The organism is Klebsiella spallanzanii, assembly GCF_902158555.1.
Taxonomy (GTDB): Bacteria; Pseudomonadota; Gammaproteobacteria; order Enterobacterales; family Enterobacteriaceae; genus Klebsiella; species Klebsiella spallanzanii.
In genome coordinates this window covers 281,674-300,584 of the sequence record NZ_CABGGS010000002.1, presented here as the reverse complement: position 1 = coordinate 300,584, position 18,911 = coordinate 281,674, and the positions used below count along the sequence as shown (strand labels likewise).

Sequence of the window (18,911 nt, the reverse complement as noted above, 5' to 3'; positions counted from 1 at the left end):
CGCGTAGCAGTGGAAGCGGGCATCGCTGACTACTGGTTCAAATACGTGGGCCTGAACGGCGCGATTGTTGGTATGACCACCTTCGGTGAGTCTGCTCCGGCAGAGCTGCTGTTTGAAGAGTTTGGTTTCACCGTTGACAACGTCGTCGCGAAAGCGAAAGCGCTGCTGTAGTCCTTTCACTGTTCCCGGGGGCGGCGCGGTCTGGTAGCCCGGACAGGTGTGCAGTGCCGCCTCCGGGGAGAGAATTTGGCTCACCATCTACAACGTGGCCGCGAAAGCGAAAAGCATTATGTAAATATTAAGGGAATATGGACATATTCCTTTGATAATCAATCATGAGTCTATGTTAACGAAGGTAAATTATGGATATTTCGACAGTACTTAATGTGAAAAACATCAAATTAAACATGATGGCTAAAAGTAAAGAGGAAGCCATTGAAGAGTTAACAGACCTATTGGTGCAGGATGGTTCTGTGATTAATAAAGATGATTTTCTTCGCGATGTCTGGATACGAGAGGAACAAGGATCTACTGGATTCGAAAATCATATTGCGATCCCGCATGGCAAATCTTCGGGAGTCGCTCATACAGCATTGGCCATTGGACGTACCCAGCATGAAATCCCTTGGGAAACTATGGATGGCAGCGATGTTCGTTGTATTATTTTATTTGCCGTTTGTCTGGTGGACCAAAACACGACGCATATCCGTTTGCTATCACACGTTTCAGGTTCATTAGCAGATGAGGAAATAATTGATAAATTGCTGAAGGAAACCGATCCTCAAAAAATCATTGAGCTTTTAAATTCGGGAGCTTAAGGCGTTAACGTTTAATTCCAGTTGGTTACTATCCTTGCCGGTCGATGGCAAGTTTCAATACGTTTTAATAAATTATGGGGAATAATCATGAATATTGTCGGAGTTACAGCCTGTACTGTAGGTATTGCACATACATATATTGCACAAAAGAAACTTGAAATCGCAGCAAAAAAGGCTGGGCATAATGTTAAAATTGAAACCCAGGGTACTATTGGCATTGAGAATAAATTAACTGATGATGAAATCGCGCAGGCAGATATCGTCTTACTGGCTGCTGACGTTAAAGTTTCCGGAGAAGAAAGGTTCGCCGGGAAAAAAGTCGTTAAAGTACCAACGGAAATGGCAGTTAAATCTCCAAATAAGCTTATTGAAAAGCTCAGTGAATTAGTAAATTCATAACTTTGCTTACCCAATATAAATTAAATGGTGTAATTTATGAATGTAAAAGAAATATGGAAAGCAGCAAACCCTAAAGGTCATCTGCTAACCGCTATCTCGTTCTTGATTCCGATTGTCTGCGGTGCTGGGTTTATTATTGCCATCGGTATGGGGCTTGGAGGAACGGTTCAGGACAGTTTAGTACCGGGGCATTTTGATTTGTGGCAGGCTTTTGCCACCATGGGGGCTAAGGCTCTCGGACTTTTGCCGGTTGTTATTGCCATCGGCATTTCTGGCTCGATCGCAGGCAAACCGGGCATTGCTCCGGGTTTTGTAGTAGGCCTGGCGGCGAATGCAATTAGCGCAGGTTTTATCGGCGGTATGATCGGTGGGTACATTTCTGGTTATATTGCCCTTGCTATTATTAAAAATGTGAAGGTGCCTGGCTGGGCCCGTGGTTTAATGCCTACACTGATTGTGCCATTTTTTGCATCCATTATCAGTTGCTTGATTATGGTCTATATCATTGGTACACCTATTGGTATTTTCACTGATGCTCTAACCTCTTTCCTGAGAAGCATGGGTACTTCATCTAATTTAGTTTTAGGTGCTGTTATTGGGGCTTTGTGTATTGTTGATTTTGGCGGGCCACTCAATAAAACTTGTTTTGCATTCGTTTTGACTCTTCAGGCTCAAGGGATAAATGAACCAATTACAGCTCTTCAGTTAGTTAATACGGCAACACCTATTGGTTTTGGTCTTGCTTATTTTATTGCTAAGCTTCTACGTAAAAATATTTATAATGACGAAGAAGTTGAAACGTTAAAATCAGCCGTCCCTATGGGGGTAGTGAATATTGTTGAAGGATCTATACCTATAGTTATGAACGATATCGTTCGTGGTATTTGCGCTGCTGCAATCGGTGGTGCTTGTGGCGGTGCGATCACCATGGTATACGGTGCCGATGCAACAGTACCTTTTGGTGGGGTCTTGATGATACCAACAATGTCAAATCCTATGGCAGGTATTATGGCATTGCTGGTTAATATATTTGTAACGGCTACTGTCTACGCAATTATCAAAAAAGATGTTCCTCGTGACGTTATTGTAAATAATGATTATGAAGAGGAAGATATCAATTTGGATGATATTAAAATAAGCTGATAATCCGAAATTAATTGTGTGGTAGAATATTTCTATTATCACTTTGTACAATGCTTATAACGTTCTCTTTGAAAAGTAATATATTTTTCTTAACAGGGGGCGGTGGTTACTTCCGCATTAACGACCGCCCATTACTGAGAATAACCGGTAATGGGCGGATAAAATACGGACATAGTATTTTGTGAATTATCGATTTGTGTAGCCAATTGATCTCTGAACGACCAGCGTCGGCTGGATGATGATTACTGATGCGGGATGACTCGCGGCGGTAGCCAGGGAATAATCAGTCCCATAACTATGCCAGACAGCAGTGCCGAGACGATGAGGAGCGGAAGCACATAGAAAAGCATCGGGATAAATGCGCCGATGATGCCGCAACAAATAGCCGTTATCACCACGGCCGCAATCCCCCCGATCAATAAACGCCAAAACCAGATGCGATAGACGTTGCCAAACAGGACGGCCATAAAAATGCCTGTAAGCAATGCGGGCAGAAAGGCAACAATCCAGGTGAGGGATAATATCTCAGGAAGCTGCCCTAAGAGTCTGGTTATCGAGCCTCCGCCAGGAAAAAAGAGGATCAATGGTAGCGGGATAAACGGCCCAAGCCCTACGTACCAGCAAATATGGTGCAGGAATTTGTTCATCAGGCGTTTTCCTCCGGCTTCATCCCCGGCAGATAGGGTATCAACCAGCCCATCATCATGCCGGCAAACAGGCCAGAACCCGCAATTAACCGGAAATCCTCGTCATGCAGGATATAACTTGTCAGGTTTATATTGGTGGAAATCAGCATCGTTAATATCACTGCTGCCGCGCTAATTGTGACGCCGATTATTGCGCTAGCGAGGATACGCCGATAGTGAAATGCGTAGATTTCCGCAGGTAAACAGGCAATGGCAATGCCCGCTAACAGCGCAGGGACTACGCCAATCAACCATGTGCTGATGAGAAAAATCGGCAGAATGGCGACAATGTGCCACAGAAAGCTGAATGACGAATTTCGAGACTGTAATGTGATAGCGACAATTGCCCACAGTACGCCCACATAGGGGCCCAGTAATGCAAACCAGCAGGCATGATGAAAAATGGGGCGTGTTGTGCTCATATGATTCCCTTCAGATGGTTAAGCCTGAAAGGAAGGTAGTGTGGTTAAGTGAAGAGACGATGAAGTGCGCTTAGAGCCAATCCCATTAGGGCTATTTTGCTTGCCATTTTGAACCTGGGCAGTGCTCAGAATCCTCACGTACTACGTGTACGCTCCGGTTCTTGCGCGCTGGCCGTGTTCAAACTGGCTGCGCCAATAACGCCTACTGGGATAGGCTCTTAATCCAGCACAATCTCCATACCGTCAAATCCCGCTTCAAATCCCGCAGGCAGAGAATTATCCATCATCCACGCGTCAAACCGGTGGCTGATATGGGTGAGGATCACCCGCGGGCAGCCAATCACCTGGTTAATCGCCCGCACGGTGTTGAGATCGCAGTGGTTGCGCGGCGGCTGTGGGCGCGGCTCGTGGCTACAGTCGATGATGATCAGCTGCGGCTGGTTGTTGAGCAGAAACTTCAGCGTTTTTTCCGGCAGAGCGGCGGTGTCGGATAGCCAGGCGACCCGGCTATGGGCTGACTCCAACAGGTAGCCAAAAGTGAGCTTTGAGTGGTTTAGCGGCAGCGGCGTGATGCGTAGTCCTTGCAGCTCGAACATGACAAACGGCTCGACGGTATGGCTGAAGTCCAGCAGGCCCGGATGTTTGAACAGATCATCGCAGCCCTGTTCATCGGGCGGGCCGTAGACCGCAATGGTTTCGCCCACGCCCCAGCGCAGCGGGAACAGGCCCTGAACATGATCCATATGATAATGGGTGAGCAGAAACTGCTGAAAGCTACCGGCGGGCCACTGTTCCATCAGGTCCGGTAACCCTGCATCAAGCAGCGTTACCGCACTATTGAATTTGATCACCGCGCTACAGGAGCGACGTCGATATGACTCGTCGCTGCGGGCGCGGCGGCAGGCTGGGCAGTCGCAGCCGAAAACCGGTACCAGCTGCGCGCCGCCGGTGCCGGTTAAGCGGATAGTCAGGCTCATGCATTCTCCTCGCGTCAAGCGAGCTGCTGTTCACGCCGGTTGCCGTGAACGCGGATCAGCGACACCAGGGCATCCACCGACTGGCTCAGACGACCATCGTTGTTGAGAGTCAGGCACGCGTTCGGCGTATAACGGGCGGCGCGCTCCAGTCGCTGAGCGATCTCCGTTTCGTTCTCCCGCCCACGCTGCTCCAGGCGCTGACGCAGCACTTCCGGCGAAACCTGCAAACAGATGGGCAGCAGGGCATCGGCGTAGCGCGCCTGCGCCTGAGGGAGGTGAGCGCGGGAACCGTTGGCGACCACGTCAAACCCGGCGTGCAGCCACAGGTCAATCTCCACGCCAATACCGTAGTAATTGTTATTGGCGTGCCAGCTAAGCGCAAACAGATGCTGCTCGGCGCGGGTGAAAAACTCATGCTCGCTGAGGGCGATATGGTTCTCACAGCCCGCGTTGTGCGGGCGGGTAATGTAGCGATGCGCCACCAGTAGCTGCGGGTGCTCGCGCTGGCGAAGCGCCGCCAGCAGGCTATCTTTGCCGGAACCGGATGGGCCGACCAGCCAAATCAGTTTCCCTGTCATTAGAAGACCCTCTTACCTTGACGCCAGACGTTATCGATATGGACATGCTCGCCGCGACGGTGCGCCAGCACCAGATCCGCGCGTTTACCTTCGGCAATCGAGCCGCGATCGTGCAGTCCCAGCGCCTGCGCGGGGTTTTTGCTCACCAGACGAATAGCCTGGGCGAGGGTAAACGCGTTGCCGTCGTCATCGGCGATGCGGAAAGCGGCATCCAGCAGGCTGGCGGGGTAATAGTCGGAAGAGAGAATATCCAGCAGGCCGCTGCTCGCCAGGTGATGAGCGGCGACGTTGCCCGAATGTGAGCCGCCGCGTACGATATTCGGTGCGCCCATCAGGACGTTCATCCCATGCTGACACGATGCCTGTGCTGCGGCTAATGTGGTGGGAAATTCGGCGATCACGCTGCCAAGCTGGTGCGATTCGACCACATGTTCATGGGTGGCGTCGTCGTGGCTGGCCAGCGCGATATTCCGCTCGCGGCACATGGCGGCAATGCTCTGCCGGTTGGGCTGCGACCAGGCCGCCGCCAGCGCCATCTGCTCCTCTTCGAATTTATCCATCTCTTCGTTGGTCAGATGATATTTCCCCTGGTAGTAGTCGCGATATTTGCTGCGGTCGGCGTACTGGCGCTGTCCAGGGGAGTGATCCATCAGGGAGACCATGCTTACCGGCTCGCGGTTAACCAGCTTCTCAAACAGCGGCAGAGTGGTGTGATGCGGCAGCTCGCAGCGCAGATGCAGCCGGTGTTCGGCACGGTTGAGGCCGCGTTTTTGCGTCTCTTCCACCGCGTTGATCATCTTTTCCAGATTCTCCAGACGGTCGCCACCGTCGCGCACATCACCAATGGCGACGGCATCCAGCACGGTGGTGATGCCGCTGGCGATCATCAGCGCGTCGTGGCTGCTCATCGCCGAGTGGGCGGGCCAGTCCACCTTGGGACGCGGGGTGAAAAACTTGTCCAGATTATCGGTGTGCAGTTCAATCAGCCCCGGCAGCAGCCAACCGCCTTCGCCGTCAATCGCCTCCGCCAGGCGACTCTGGCTTTCGGCAAAGGCAGCAATTCTGCCGTCCTGCACTTCCAGCGAACCGTTGACCACCTCGTCTTCGAGAACCAGCTTTACATTATTGATAATCATGCTGAAATCCCCATCGGGTGCAGGCGGTCGGCGACCTGGTTACGCGTTGCCTCGTCGTGAAAAATGCCGACGATAGCCGCGCCGCGCGCTTTGGCCTCGTTAATTAGTTCCACTACCGCAGCGCTGTTTTTCGCGTCCAGCGAGGCGGTAGGTTCGTCGAGGAGCAAAATCGGGTAATCGACCGCGAAGCCGCGGGCGATGTTGACGCGCTGTTGTTCGCCGCCGGAAAAGGTGGAGGGAGCCAGGTGCCACAGGCGTTCAGGGACGTTCAGGCGCGTCAGCAGACGGGCGGCCCTTGCGGCGCTCTCTTCGCGCGGAATACCCAGTTCGAGCAGCGGCTGCATGACCACATCGAGAGCCGAGATGCGCGGGATCACCCGCAAAAACTGGCTGACCCAGCCGATAGTGGTTTTACGTACTTCCAGCACTTTACGCGGCGAGGCGCTGACCAGGTCAATCCATTCGTCGCCGTGGCGAATATGAATGTGGCCGCTATCGGGCAGGTAGTTGGCGTAAAGCGAGCGCAATAGGGTTGATTTCCCGCTGCCGGAATGGCCGTGCAGCACCACGCATTCACCGGTGTTAACGGTTAGCGAGGCGTCGGCGAGAACCGGCAGACGAGCGCCGTGTTGCTGGTGCAGAACAAAGGTTTTATATACGTTTTCAACGCGAATGGCGTTCATTTTTAGCCTCATCGTGCCTGAATTTCCCCGGATCGCAGATAGTGCGGCACCCGTATCCCCGGTAAGCGCAGCGCGACCGGAGAGTGATATACGTTCAGTTCTGCAACACCGACGACACCAGTAGCTGGGTGTAGGGGTGATGCGGATCGTCAAGCACCCGGTCGGTTAAGCCGCTTTCCACCACCTGGCCCTGCTTCATCACCAGCAGACGGTTAGCCAGCAGGCGGGCGACGCCGAGGTCATGGGTCACAATCACCACCGCCAGGTTCAGTTCTACGACCAGACCACGCAGCAGGTCGAGCAGGCGCGCCTGCACCGATACATCCAGCCCGCCGGTAGGCTCATCCATAAATACCAGCTTCGGCTGGGTCACCAGATTGCGAGCGATTTGCAGGCGCTGCTGCATGCCGCCGGAAAAGGTGGTGGGCAGGTCGTCAATGCGTGAAGGCGGGATCTCCACCTCCTGCAACCACTGCCCGGCGGTGGCGCGAATATCACCGTAGTGCCGCGCGCCGGTCGCCATCAGGCGCTCGCCGATATTGCCTCCCGCCGACACCTGGCGGCGCAGGCCATCCATCGGATGCTGATGCACTACGCCCCATTCGGTGCGCAGCAGGCGACGGCGATCCGCTTCGCTCATCGCGTACAGCGAGCGGTTCTGATAGCGCACTTCGCCCTGCTGCGGCGTCAGGCGGGCGGAAATCGCCTGCAGCAGGGTCGTTTTCCCGGAGCCGGACTCGCCGACGATACCCAGCACTTCGCCCGGCCACAGTTCAAACGACACATCGCTGAAGCCTTTGCCCGGCGCATAAAGGTGGGTCAGGTTATTGACCGCCAGTAACGGATGACTCATTTTTTCTGCGCCTCGCTCTGTTGGCGGCAATAGTCGGTATCGGAGCAGACAAACATTCGCTTGCCGCTGTCGTCGAGCACCACTTCATCAAGATAGCTATGGCGCGACCCGCAGATGGCGCATGGCTCGTCCCACTCCTGGACGGTAAACGGATGATCGTCGAAATCGAGGCTTTCCACCGGGGTATAGGGCGGTACCGCGTAGATACGTTTTTCGCGTCCGGCACCGAACAGCTGTAGTGCGGGCATCATATGCATCTTCGGATTATCGAATTTCGGAATCGGCGATGGATCCATCACGTAACGTCCATTCACCTTTACCGGATAGGCGTAGGTGGTGGCGATATGGCCGAAACGGGCGATATCTTCGTACAACTTCACCTGCATCACGCCATACTCCTCCAGCGCGTGCATGGTGCGGGTCTCCGTTTCGCGCGGTTCGATAAAACGCAGCGGCTCCGGGATCGGCACCTGGAAGATCAGGATCTGGTCTTCGGTCAGCGGCGTTTCCGGGATCCGGTGACGAGTCTGGATCAGCGTCGCGTCTTCGGTGCATTCGGTGGTGGCGACGCCGGTGACGCGCTTGAAAAACTGGCGAATCGACACTGCGTTGGTGGTGTCGTCAGCGCCCTGGTCGATGACCTTCAGCACGTCGTTTTCACCAATGACGCTGGCGGTAAGCTGAATGCCGCCGGTTCCCCAACCGTAGGGCATCGGCATCTCACGACCGCCGAACGGCACCTGGTAGCCGGGGATCGCCACCGCTTTGAGGATAGCGCGGCGGATCATGCGTTTGGTCTGTTCGTCGAGATAAGCAAAGTTGTAACCGGTCAGCGCGTTAGCCACGTGGATTCTCCCGTTGCAGGCGTTTGAGCAGCGCCAGTTCGGCCTGGAAATCGACATAGTGGGGAAGTTTGAGGTGCGAAACGAAACCGGCGGCCTCGACGTTATCGGCATGAGCCAGCACAAACTCTTCGTCCTGGGCGGGTCCTGCGACCTCTTCGCCGTACTCTGGCGCCTGGAGCGCGCGGTCAACCAGCGCCATCGCCATTGCTTTACGCTCGCTCATGCCAAACGTCAGGCCGTAGCCGCGGGTAAAGTGCGGCGGCTCATCCTGCGGGTCGACAAAGCCGTTAACCATTTCGCATTCGGTCATCAGCAGTTCGCCGATATTGACAGTGAATCCCAGCTCTTCGGGGGTAATTTCCACCGCGACGTAGCCGCTGCGAATTTCACCGGCAAACGGGTGATTGCGCCCGTAGCCGCGCTGGGTGGAGTAGGCCAGCGCCAGCAGATAGCCTTCGTCGCCACGCACCAGCTGTTGCAGGCGCGACGAGCGCGAGCAGGGGTAGACCGGCGGATTACGGGTGATGTCATCGGGCTGCGCGTTGCTATCTTGCTCGGCCTTTGCCAGTTCTTGCTGGACCAGCAGATTAAAGACGTGCGGCGTCGGTTCCTGTGGCGTGATGTCGGTCGCCAGCGTCGGCGTTTCACCGTTGGCCAACAGGGTAAAATCGAGCAGGCGATGGGTATAATCGTAGGTCGGGCCGAGCATCTGGCCGCCGGGGATATCTTTATAGACCGCCGAGATACGGCGCTCAAGGCGCATGCTGGCGGTATTGAGCGGCTCGCTGACCGCCAGCCTTTGCAGCGTGGTGCGGTAAGCGCGCAGCAGAAAAATCGCTTCAACGTTATCGCCGCTGGCCTGCTTTAGCGCCAGCGCCGCCAGCTCCCGGTCGGCGATGCCGCCTTCGGTCATCACCCGGTCCACCGCCAGGTTGAGCTGCTGGCTAATTTGCTCAACGCTGATTTCAGCAAGCCGTCCATCGCCCCGGCGTTTATGTTCCTGTAGGGCGTGAGCGGCGACGATCGCCTTCTCACCGCCTTTGACGGCTACGTACATTAGCAGACCTCTACATGGGTGGTGCGCGGGATAGCCAGCAGTCTTTCGCCGCAGGTCAGGATCAGGTCGATGCCCAGCGGGAACGGGTGCGGGCGCTCGGTCAACTCTTCAATAATGCATTCCGGCAGCTGCGGGGCGATCATCCGCTCTTCGGCGATGCCCGCGCCGGTCAGACGCAGCATACGACCGCCGCTAAGGCTGGCAAGCTGGACAATCAGCGTCACGCCGGTTTCCGGAGCGACGACGGTCCCGGCTGATAGCACGTTCAACTGTTCGGCGCTGATGCTGTCGTTGGCGACGGCGAAGGTCGCCTGCTGTGGCTGTTCAACCAGCGGCGCGCCGGTATGAAATCGCAGATTCTGCCCGACAAGGTCGTTATGCAGCGCTGGAGCCAGCCAGACCGGCGTGTCGTGATCGACCAGCGTCAGCAGCAGGCTGGTGGAGGCGATATTCAGCGGCTGCCAGCCGTGCTGGAGCTGTTGCAGGGAGACGATCACTCCCGGTTCGCTCATTGCCTTCAGTAGACGGCGGAAACTGTGTTGGGCGTCCTGCACAGCCAGGGTAAAAGCGGGTTGTAATGTCATGCGTTATCTCCGCGAACCAGAGTAAAGAAGTCGACCCGGCTGGCGTTGACTTCGGCGCGTCGGGCTTCAATGCGCGCGCTACGTTGTTCTTCCAGCGGGGTTATCAGGGTTTCCATCAGGGTGTGAAAATGGTGTGGCGACTGCATCAGGGCATCAATGGCCGCGCAGCGTTCAGCGTGCGGACGGTCACGGCCGAGGATCCAGCTATAGCCGAGCGTTCCGTCGGCCAGGCGAATAGCGGCGCGGGTTAGGGTGGCGTCACCGGCGAAGAATCGGTCGCCGATGCCCCCCATGCGCGCCTGTAACTGCACCAGGCCGGTTTCCGGGGTGCGAATCAGCTCATACTGCGGCGCGAGATTTAGCGTTTGCATCCGCGCGGCAAGTTCTTGTGGTTCACTGTGGGCCAGCACGGACATCCAGCGCTGGCGAGTAGCGGTATCAAAGTGCATTCAGTGCTCCATGGTGAATTCGATCATGTCGGCGCGGGTCAGGCTGACGGAGTACTCCGTTGCGCTCTGCTCGTCCTGGCGATGATTTAGCGTGCGCACGCACAGCAGCGGCGCCATGTTGGGAATGCCGAGAATGTTGCTCTCTTTAGCCTGCGCGCGGCGGGCGCTGATTTTGGTGCGTACGCGGGTCAGTTCGATATCAAGCTGGTCGCGCAGCAGGTCGTGGAGAGAGCCGTGGGTAAAGGTTTGCAGCACCGGCCACAGACGCAGGTCGGTAAAGTAGTGGTCTATCAGACACAGGGCGACGCCGTTAACGCGGCGCAGGGTGCGCAGGTGAATGACGTTATCGCCTTCGTTAATGGCAAAGGCTTCGGCGACGTGGCTGCTGGCCGGGCGCAGGACCGACAGCAGCTTCTCGCTGGTCGGATGGCTGCCCTGTTCGAGAAGGTTCTGGCTAAAGCGCGCCTGGGCATTAAGCGGATAATCTATCGGGCGCATCAACACCAGTACGCCGACGCCTTGACGGCGCTGGACCCAGCCGCGATCGACGAGCTGATCGATAGCCCGGCGTAGCGTATGGCGGTTAACCTCAAAGCGGGTCGCCAGCTGCTGCTCAGCGGGAAGATAGTCGCCGCAGCGGTAGTGGTGGCGAAGCTCTTGCTCAAGTTTGGCGGCAATTTCCTGATATCGTGTCGGATAACTGGTCGGATGTCTGGATAAGTACATGTCAATCGAGCCTCACTAAGGACAAGAAGGTGTTTCCCTCTGAGCGTGGGCCGATCCTGACGGATTATTGTTACGTTTCGGTTAAAACATGATGACCGGGGGATGAAGAGTGGGGGCCAGTGAGATGACAAGGCGAGGGGATATCTGCGCGCTGATGCCCTCACCCCGACCCTCTCCCGGAGGGAGAGGGAGAAAAGCAGGCCTGGAGTCGGCTGTTTGTGATAAAAAAAGCGCCAGACGGTCCCCTCTCCCTTTTGGGGAGAGGGTTAGGGTGAGGGGGTACGTAAGCTTTAAGGCGCTTTCACCACGTTGACCATCCACGGGACGCCAAAGCGGTCGATGACTTTACCAAAGGCGTGAGCCCAGAAGGTTTCCTGCCAGACCATCTCTATCTGCCCGCCGTCGGCGAGGCCGTCAAACCAGCGTTTACCTTCCTCAATATCTTTCGGGTCGAGCACGAGGGTAAATCCGGCATAGCGCTCCATTTTACTGGAGGGACTGTCGCTGAGCATCAGGACACTATCCGCAATGCGAAGGCTGGCGTGCGCGATACCGTCGGCAGCCAGGTGCTGGCCGGAAGAGCAACCGTCCTCGGCATTTTGTATATCCTGCGGCATTTCGCCGTAAGTGATTTGGTGGATGAGCTCAGCGCCCAGCGCCTGTTGGTAGAAGGCGATAGCCGCAGCGCAGTTGCCGCTAAAAGCGATATAGGGACTTAAGGGCATAACCATTACCTCAGGTAACGAATATCCCATTAAGCGTAGAAGGGGATTGCAAAATTAAGCCAGGCGGCAACGACGATCGTGGGAGACTGTAGCCCTGGTAAGCGCAGCGTGACCGGGGAATAAGGGCCACTTTTCAGATTTTTTTACCGGGAAATATATTTCCCCCCGACGATGTACGCCGGGGGAATTAAATCAGTTCTTTTTAACAAATTCGGATTTTAGCTTCATCGGACCAAAACCATCAATTTTGCAGTCAATATTATGATCGCCTTCAACCAGGCGGATATTCTTCACTTTAGTACCGATTTTTAGCATCGAAGAGCTGCCTTTAACCTTCAGATCTTTGACTACGGTAACGCTGTCGCCGTCGGCCAGTAAATTACCGTTGGCATCTTTGACAATCAGCGCGTCGTTATCGTCAGCAGGCTCGGCATTGTTCCATTCGTGGGCGCATTCCGGGCAGATAAACATGCCGCTGTCTTCATAAGTGTATTCAGAATGGCATTTTGGGCAGTGTGGCAGTGACATGACGTTCCTCGCGATTACTGGATAAAACAGGACGTTGGTCCATTAAATGGCGGCTGATAGCCGAAAGTGACGCTGATTATAGCGCAATCACGTACTTTTGTCGGGCCTTTTTTATGATGAATAGCAACGGAGAAAGAGAATATATATCACGAGAGTTCGCAGGGGTATTTCCATAAAATCCGCCAGATATTTCCGGAAGTATATCGCTAAGTTCCAATATTCATTGAACTTATTGGTTGTGGGCGACTCTGTTTAAGGGTGGGTAAATTTTTGTGAAGTTGATCCCAAATTTAAACGCTGTTAGGGTAAAAAGGCGAGATCGTAAATTCACTACACTTATTAACGATACCGCTTATTTCATTATAGCCAGAGCAGGCGTCAACAGGTTCGGTTGTACAGACTGTCAGCAGACAGTGCAGGCAAACCTGCTACGCTTGAAAGGTGGAGCACAGCAATGAATTGCTCCAACGCATGACGCGAATGACCTTGTCATTCGGCGGAGATTCGTGCGCTCAAGGCGAGAGCAAAAGAGGAAAATTATGCTTAAAAGGAAAAAAGTAAAGCCAATCACTCTTCGGGATGTGACCATCATTGATGACAGCAAACTGAAGAAAGCGATTACCGCAGCGTCGCTGGGTAACGCGATGGAATGGTTCGATTTTGGGGTATATGGTTTTGTTGCGTATGCCTTAGGTAAAGTCTTTTTCCCCGGTGCAGACCCCAGCGTGCAGATGATTGCCGCACTCGGTACATTCTCGGTTCCATTCTTAATTCGTCCGCTAGGCGGCCTGTTCTTCGGGATGCTGGGCGATAAATATGGTCGACAAAAGATACTGGCGATAACCATCGTCATTATGTCGATAAGTACATTCTGTATCGGTCTTATTCCGTCGTATGCCACGATTGGTATTTGGGCGCCGATCCTGCTGCTGCTGTGTAAAATGGCACAGGGTTTCTCGGTTGGCGGGGAATATACCGGTGCATCTATCTTTGTTGCGGAATATTCGCCTGACCGTAAACGTGGCTTTATGGGCAGCTGGCTGGACTTCGGTTCGATCGCCGGTTTTGTGATGGGCGCGGGCGTGGTGGTGCTGATTTCCAGCGTGGTGGGCGAAGAGAACTTCCTCGACTGGGGCTGGCGTATTCCGTTCTTCCTGGCGCTGCCGTTAGGGATTATTGGTCTTTATCTGCGTCATGCGCTGGAAGAGACCCCAGCGTTCCAGCAGCATGTTGATAAGATGGAGCAGGGCGATCGCGAAGGATTACAGGAAGGGCCGAAAGTCTCCTTTAAAGAGATTGCGACTAAACACTGGCGCAGCCTGCTGACCTGTATCGGTCTGGTGATTTCCACCAACGTGACCTACTACATGCTGCTGACCTACATGCCGAGCTACCTGTCGCATAACCTGCACTATTCAGAAGACCACGGGGTGCTGATTATCATCGCTATCATGGTCGGGATGCTGTTTGTGCAGCCGGTTATCGGCATGCTCAGCGACCGCTTTGGCCGTCGTCCGTTTATTCTGATTGGTAGCGTTGCGCTGTTCGCGCTGTCGATTCCGGCCTTTATCATGATCAACAGTAACGTTCTCGGCCTGATTTTCGCCGGTCTGCTACTGCTGGCGGTGATCCTGAACTGCTTTATTGGCGTCATGGCCTCGTCGCTGCCGGCGATGTTCCCGACCCATATTCGCTTTAGCGCCCTTGCCAGCGCCTTTAACATCTCGGTGCTGATTGCCGGTCTGACGCCAACTCTGGCGGCGTGGCTGGTGGAAAGTACGCAGAACCTGATGATGCCAGCCTACTATCTGATGGTGATTGCGGTTATCGGTCTGATTACCGGCCTGTCGATGAAAGAGACCGCTAATCGCCCGCTGAAAGGGGCAACGCCTGCGGCGTCCGATATCCAGGAAGCGAAGGAAATCCTCGGCGAGCACTACGATAACATCGAGCATAAAATCGAAGATATCGATCAGGAGATCGCCGACCTGCAGGAAAAACGTTCTCGTCTGGTGGATCAGCATCCGCGCATCAACGACTAATCCGTTTTGCTGTTAATCAATGCCGCCGTGGGCTTCCCCCGGCGGCATTTTTTATACCTCTGCGGGCGGCAGGCTGTGGCGACGCTGCTGGCTCAGCTTACGGTACTGCTGCGGCGGCATGCCGACATACTTGTTAAAGGTGCTGTAGAAGCGGCTGCTGGAGCGGAAACCGGCGGTAAGGGCGATATCCAGGATAGTTTTATCGGTGTCGCTGAGCAGGGCGCGGACGTGATTAATGCGCATCGCGGTAATGTACTGCTTCATGGTCTGCTGCATCACCCGCTGAAAAATCCCCATGGCGTAGTTGGCATTCAGCTTCACGTGCTCGGCAACGTCGTCGACGGTGAGCGCCTGATCGTAATGGGCGGCGATATATTCCAGCATCTGGCTGACGTAAAACTGAGCGTGGCGCGACACGCTGTTCTTGTGGGTACGCGAGGTTTTGTTCACCAGAATCGGCTGCCAACCGGAGAGACTCAGGCGCTTGAGCATCAGGGCGATTTCATCGATCGCCAGCTGGCGAATCTGTTCATTGTCGCTGTTCAGCTCCTGCTGCCAGCGCTGGATTTCAAACACACTCAACTGCTGGGCGGCCAGCGATTTCACCACCATCCCGTGAGTGACGTGGTTGATAAGCTCCCGGTCCAGCGGCCAGGACAAAAACAGATGCATCGGCAGGTTAAAGATCGCCATCTGCTTGCAGTCGCCGGGGCGCGTCAGACGATGAGGCGTACAGGCCCAAAATAGCGTGATATAGCCCTGCTTAATGCGTACCACTTCATCGTTGATCAGATATTCCACATCGCCATCGAAGGGAACGTTCACCTCCACCTGACCGTGCCAGTGGCTGGCGGTCATCGCATAAGGCGTGCGCAGTTCGATATCCATTCGCTGGTATTCCGAGTAGAGCGCCAGCGGGCTGCGGGGTTGATGCTCATCGCTACTGCTCATATAGGAGTCGGCAGGCTGCGCCGCGTGGGATTTATCGATCATGATGTGGATTCCTGAATCATCATACTTGCCGATTTTTGCGCCAGTGAGCCATCATCTTAGTCGAAATAACGGCCCGTTTTCTCTTCTTTTCCGCCCATTTATTCCCAAAAACTCATATTTTATGCTTGCAGATAGTCGATCTGAGTTTCCGGGAATGCTCCGGCGGGAAGAGGGCAGCGCGGCAAAGGCCCGGCATGCCACTCTGTCACCGTTCAATGACCTTATGGAGAGAGTCCTATGTCTGCCCCAAAAATTACCTTTATCGGTGCTGGTTCGACGGTGTTTGTCAAAAATATTCTCGGTGATGTTTTTCAGCGCCCGGCGCTGAAATCCGCGCATATCGCCCTGATGGATCTGGATGCGACTCGCCTGGAAGAGTCACATATTGTGGTACGTAAGCTGATGGATTCACTCGGGGCTGACGGGGAAATTAGCTGCCACCGCGACCAGAAAGCGGCGCTACAGGATGCGGATTTCGTGGTGGTAGCCTTCCAGATTGGCGGCTATCAGCCCTGTACGGTGACCGATTTTGAAGTCTGTAAGCTGCATGGTCTGGAACAAACCATTGCTGATACCCTTGGTCCGGGCGGGATCATGCGCGCGCTGCGCACGATTCCACACTTGTGGCGCATCTGCGACGATATGACCGAAGTCTGCCCGAACGCCACGATGCTTAACTACGTCAACCCGATGGCGATGAACACCTGGGCGATGTATGCCCGCTATCCACATATTAAGCAGGTTGGACTGTGCCATTCGGTGCAGGGGACGGCGGAGGAGCTGGCTCACGATCTGGACCTTGACCCAGCGGATTTACGCTACCGCTGCGCGGGCATTAACCATATGGCTTTTTACCTGTCGCTGGAGAAAAAGCTTGGCGATGGCAGCTACGTCAGTATTTATCCGGAGATGTTACAGGCATTTGCCGAAGGCCGCGCGCCGAAGCATCGTGAGGATTCGCGCTGCCAGAACATCGTCCGCTATGAGATGTTCAAAAAGCTGGGCTACTTTGTCACCGAATCCTCCGAGCACTTCGCGGAATACACCCCATGGTTTATCAAACCAGGGCGTGAGGACCTTATCGAGCGTTATCAGATACCGCTGGATGAGTACCCGAAACGCTGCGTAGAGCAGGTGGCAAACTGGCACAAAGAGCTGGAGCTGTATAAAACCAGCGAGCGTATTGAGGTTAAACCCTCACGCGAATACGCCAGCACTATTATGAATGCCATCTGGACCGGCGAGCCGAGCGTGGTGTACGGCAACGTGCGTAACGATGGTCTGATAGATAACCTGCCGCAGGGGTGCTGCGTGGAAGTGGCCTGTCTGGTGGATGCTAACGGCATTCAGCCGACCAAAGTGGGCAAGCTGCCTGCTCATCTGGCGGCGATGATGCAAACCAACATCAACGTGCAGACTCTGCTGACCGAGGCGATCCTCACCGAAAACCGTGACTACGTCTATTACGCGACCATGATGGACCCGCATACGGCGGCGGTGCTGGGTATTGAAGAGATCTATGCGCTGGTGGATGACCTGATCGACAGCCACGGCGACTGGCTGCCGAAGTGGGTGCAGGGTTAATTATTGTGCGGTATTTATGCCGGGGATGGCGGCTTTGCGTTTTTCTCCCGGTGGCGCTGCGCTGACCGGGCTACGGGTTCACCGCCGTCTGCGGATGGGTAGCCCGGATAAGGCGCGTTGAACGCCGCCTCCGGGGAGCAGCGTGCAATGTTGCTTCAGGTTATCTTCCCGGTGGCGCTGCGCTGACCGGGCTACGGGTTCACCGCCGTCTGCGGATGGGTAGCCCGGACAAGGCGCGTTAAGCGCCGCCTCCGGGGAAACAACGCGCAATGGAGCTTCAGATTATGTTCCCGCTGGCGCTACGGGTTTACCGCCGTCTGCGGACAGGCTTAACTATGCGTCAGAAAGCGCGCCAGCCGATGCTGAAGAATTTGATTCTCGCGGCTCAGGCGCGCGTTCTCATCCAGAAGCGTCAGCGCCACGGCGATGCCCGGCCAGTCCAGCTCCAGCTCCTGTCGCAGGCGTAGGGCGCGGTGAACGAGCGTCACCGCGCTATCATCAAACAGCCAGTTTTCCCGCTGCGGCTGGCGTGGTTCAATCATGCCAAGGCCGACAATTTCGTTCAGCTCCTCTTCGGAAACGCCAGTGTGGAGACAAAACTCGGTAATCGTGAACGTCACTGTTATCTTAGCCATCAGGCTTTCCCCCATGTCTTGCGCGGCTCGAAGCTGGCTTGCGCATCGGCCAACTGCTGCCAGAGTTCGCGGCTCTTCTCATCTGGTTTTGGCGGCATAACGATTTTAATCACCGCATACAGATCGCCGGTGGTGGTTTTACTGACCAGCCCTTTACCTTTCACGCGCAGGCGCTGCCCGGCCTGACTGCCCGGTGGAATAGTCAGCAGAATGCTCTCTTTCAGCGTCGGGATGGTGACTTTAGTGCCTAACGCCGCTTCCCACGGCGCCAGCGGCAGGACGATTTCAAGGTTGTGGCCGACGATATCAAACAGCGGGTGCGGGGCGATATGGATAACCAGCCACAGGTCGCCGTTCGGGCCGCCATTTTCGCCGGGGGTGCCCTGGCCTTTGAGGCGGATGCGTTGACCGTCAACCACGCCCGCAGGAATTTTCACGTTCAGCGTTTTCGGCGTTTCGCTCTCGACCATGCCAAAGACGTTATAAACCGGTAGCTTATAGCTGATGGTGCGCGTCTGCTCGGCCAACGTCTCTTCAAGGAATACCGCGACTTCTATCTCTAAATCGTGACCTCGCACACCGTGCTGGCGGCGGCTTTGGTGTGCCTGCTGGCCAAACATCGAAGAGAAAATATCGTCAAAATCCTGCTGACTGTAGCTTTGTTCATGGGACTGCTGATGTTGACGACCAAACTGCGGATCGTTGCGGTGTTGCCAGAGCTGGTCATACTCGGCGCGGCGCTGGTCATCTTTGAGGACTTCCCAGGCTTCGGCGAGGTTTTTGAATTTGGCTTCGGCCTCGGTTTCTTTGCTGACATCGGGGTGATATTTGCGTGCCAGACGGCGATAGGCGGTCTTGATGGTTTTCAGATCGTCCGTTGGCTGAACCCCTAAAATGGCATAATAATCCTTTAATTCCATGATGTTATCTCATTTATGCGCAATATTACGGTTACAGATCCCTGGATCAGGTGTCTTTAATAAGAGTAGGGCAAATGAGAGCAGGTGTGGGGGAAAAGTGGCGCAAACTTGACGCCGTCGGGATTGAC

At 54.9% G+C, this 18,911-nt stretch carries 23 protein-coding genes; 6 read left to right on the top strand and 17 right to left on the bottom strand.

Going from position 1 to position 18,911, the window contains the following annotated elements:
• From FN082_RS30135 to FN082_RS05000, 4 genes are all read left to right on the top strand, one after another.
• A partial coding sequence (locus FN082_RS30135; RefSeq protein ID WP_185932104.1) for a transketolase-like TK C-terminal-containing protein occupies positions 1-171 on the top strand: 171 nt, incomplete at its 5' end.
• Positions 172-362: 191 nt separating this feature from the next.
• The gene (locus FN082_RS05010) at positions 363-818 is read left to right on the top strand and encodes a PTS sugar transporter subunit IIA (protein WP_139540865.1); all 456 of its coding nucleotides are present in this window, start codon (positions 363-365) and stop codon (positions 816-818) included.
• An 87-nt stretch (positions 819-905) separates the two neighbouring features.
• Positions 906-1,217 (top strand): PTS fructose transporter subunit IIB, encoded by a 312-nt coding sequence (locus FN082_RS05005; RefSeq protein ID WP_139540866.1) that lies wholly within the window; start codon positions 906-908, stop codon positions 1,215-1,217.
• A 36-nt stretch (positions 1,218-1,253) separates the two neighbouring features.
• Positions 1,254-2,360, top strand: coding sequence for a PTS fructose transporter subunit IIC (locus tag FN082_RS05000; RefSeq protein WP_139540867.1), 1,107 nt, complete (start codon positions 1,254-1,256; stop codon positions 2,358-2,360).
• 242 nt (positions 2,361-2,602) lie between these two features.
• On the opposite strand, the gene FN082_RS04995 is transcribed toward FN082_RS05000, so the two are convergent.
• The 14 genes from FN082_RS04995 to FN082_RS04930 all read right to left on the bottom strand — a co-directional run bounded on the left by FN082_RS04995 (position 2,603) and on the right by FN082_RS04930 (position 12,609).
• Positions 2,603-3,007: a hypothetical protein gene (locus FN082_RS04995; protein WP_142981228.1), complete on the bottom strand. Its 405-nt coding sequence runs from the start codon at positions 3,005-3,007 to the stop codon at positions 2,603-2,605.
• Positions 3,007-3,468, bottom strand: coding sequence for a hypothetical protein (locus tag FN082_RS04990; protein WP_142462540.1), 462 nt, complete (start codon positions 3,466-3,468; stop codon positions 3,007-3,009). The genes FN082_RS04995 and FN082_RS04990 overlap by 1 nt, the downstream gene beginning before the upstream one ends.
• Before the next feature lie 218 nt (positions 3,469-3,686).
• Complete coding sequence (gene phnP, locus FN082_RS04985; protein WP_139540869.1) at positions 3,687-4,445, bottom strand: phosphonate metabolism protein PhnP; 759 nt, start codon at positions 4,443-4,445, stop codon at positions 3,687-3,689.
• A gap of 14 nt (positions 4,446-4,459) precedes the next feature.
• Positions 4,460-5,023, bottom strand: coding sequence for a ribose 1,5-bisphosphokinase (phnN, locus tag FN082_RS04980; RefSeq protein ID WP_142462539.1), 564 nt, complete (start codon positions 5,021-5,023; stop codon positions 4,460-4,462).
• Entirely contained in the window at positions 5,023-6,159 is a 1,137-nt protein-coding gene (gene phnM, locus FN082_RS04975) for an alpha-D-ribose 1-methylphosphonate 5-triphosphate diphosphatase (protein WP_142981227.1), read from the bottom strand. The genes phnN and phnM overlap by 1 nt, the downstream gene beginning before the upstream one ends.
• Positions 6,156-6,842 carry a phosphonate C-P lyase system protein PhnL gene (phnL, locus tag FN082_RS04970; protein ID WP_139540872.1) on the bottom strand — a complete coding sequence of 229 codons (687 nt, stop codon included), beginning with the start codon at positions 6,840-6,842 and terminating at the stop codon, positions 6,156-6,158. The genes phnM and phnL overlap by 4 nt, the downstream gene beginning before the upstream one ends.
• A gap of 94 nt (positions 6,843-6,936) precedes the next feature.
• Positions 6,937-7,695: a phosphonate C-P lyase system protein PhnK gene (gene phnK, locus FN082_RS04965; RefSeq protein ID WP_139540873.1), complete on the bottom strand. Its 759-nt coding sequence runs from the start codon at positions 7,693-7,695 to the stop codon at positions 6,937-6,939.
• Positions 7,692-8,540 carry an alpha-D-ribose 1-methylphosphonate 5-phosphate C-P-lyase PhnJ gene (locus tag FN082_RS04960; RefSeq protein ID WP_139540874.1) on the bottom strand — a complete coding sequence of 283 codons (849 nt, stop codon included), beginning with the start codon at positions 8,538-8,540 and terminating at the stop codon, positions 7,692-7,694. The genes phnK and FN082_RS04960 overlap by 4 nt, the downstream gene beginning before the upstream one ends.
• Positions 8,533-9,597 carry a carbon-phosphorus lyase complex subunit PhnI gene (locus tag FN082_RS04955; RefSeq protein WP_139540875.1) on the bottom strand — a complete coding sequence of 355 codons (1,065 nt, stop codon included), beginning with the start codon at positions 9,595-9,597 and terminating at the stop codon, positions 8,533-8,535. Before FN082_RS04955 ends, FN082_RS04960 begins: the two co-directional genes overlap by 8 nt.
• A complete protein-coding gene (gene phnH / locus FN082_RS04950) occupies positions 9,597-10,181 on the bottom strand; it encodes a phosphonate C-P lyase system protein PhnH (RefSeq protein ID WP_139540876.1) in 585 nt (194 codons plus the stop codon). Before phnH ends, FN082_RS04955 begins: the two co-directional genes overlap by 1 nt.
• The gene (gene phnG, locus FN082_RS04945; protein WP_139540877.1) at positions 10,178-10,630 is read right to left on the bottom strand and encodes a phosphonate C-P lyase system protein PhnG; all 453 of its coding nucleotides are present in this window, start codon (positions 10,628-10,630) and stop codon (positions 10,178-10,180) included. Before phnG ends, phnH begins: the two co-directional genes overlap by 4 nt.
• Positions 10,631-11,356: a phosphonate metabolism transcriptional regulator PhnF gene (phnF, locus tag FN082_RS04940; RefSeq protein WP_139540878.1), complete on the bottom strand. Its 726-nt coding sequence runs from the start codon at positions 11,354-11,356 to the stop codon at positions 10,631-10,633.
• 290 nt (positions 11,357-11,646) lie between these two features.
• Positions 11,647-12,081, bottom strand: coding sequence for a VOC family metalloprotein YjdN (yjdN, locus tag FN082_RS04935; protein ID WP_142981226.1), 435 nt, complete (start codon positions 12,079-12,081; stop codon positions 11,647-11,649).
• Positions 12,082-12,273: 192 nt separating this feature from the next.
• On the bottom strand, positions 12,274-12,609 hold the full coding sequence (locus FN082_RS04930) for a zinc ribbon domain-containing protein YjdM (RefSeq protein WP_139540880.1): 336 nt from the start codon (positions 12,607-12,609) through the stop codon (positions 12,274-12,276).
• 539 nt (positions 12,610-13,148) lie between these two features.
• Here FN082_RS04930 and proP point away from each other — a divergent pair.
• Entirely contained in the window at positions 13,149-14,651 is a 1,503-nt protein-coding gene (proP, locus tag FN082_RS04925; RefSeq protein WP_142981225.1) for a glycine betaine/L-proline transporter ProP, read from the top strand.
• Positions 14,652-14,702: 51 nt separating this feature from the next.
• Here the strand turns inward: proP and melR are convergent, their stop codons facing one another.
• A complete protein-coding gene (melR, locus tag FN082_RS04920) occupies positions 14,703-15,644 on the bottom strand; it encodes a transcriptional regulator MelR (protein ID WP_139540882.1) in 942 nt (313 codons plus the stop codon).
• A 237-nt stretch (positions 15,645-15,881) separates the two neighbouring features.
• Between melR and melA the strand changes: the two genes are divergently transcribed.
• On the top strand, positions 15,882-17,228 hold the full coding sequence (gene melA, locus FN082_RS04915) for an alpha-glucosidase/alpha-galactosidase (RefSeq protein WP_142981224.1): 1,347 nt from the start codon (positions 15,882-15,884) through the stop codon (positions 17,226-17,228).
• A gap of 329 nt (positions 17,229-17,557) precedes the next feature.
• Here melA and cbpM read toward each other — a convergent pair whose 3' ends face one another.
• Positions 17,558-17,863 (bottom strand): chaperone modulator CbpM, encoded by a 306-nt coding sequence (cbpM, locus tag FN082_RS04910; RefSeq protein ID WP_139540885.1) that lies wholly within the window; start codon positions 17,861-17,863, stop codon positions 17,558-17,560.
• Entirely contained in the window at positions 17,863-18,783 is a 921-nt protein-coding gene (gene cbpA, locus FN082_RS04905; protein ID WP_142981223.1) for a curved DNA-binding protein, read from the bottom strand. Before cbpA ends, cbpM begins: the two co-directional genes overlap by 1 nt.
• Positions 18,784-18,911 lie beyond the last annotated feature (128 nt).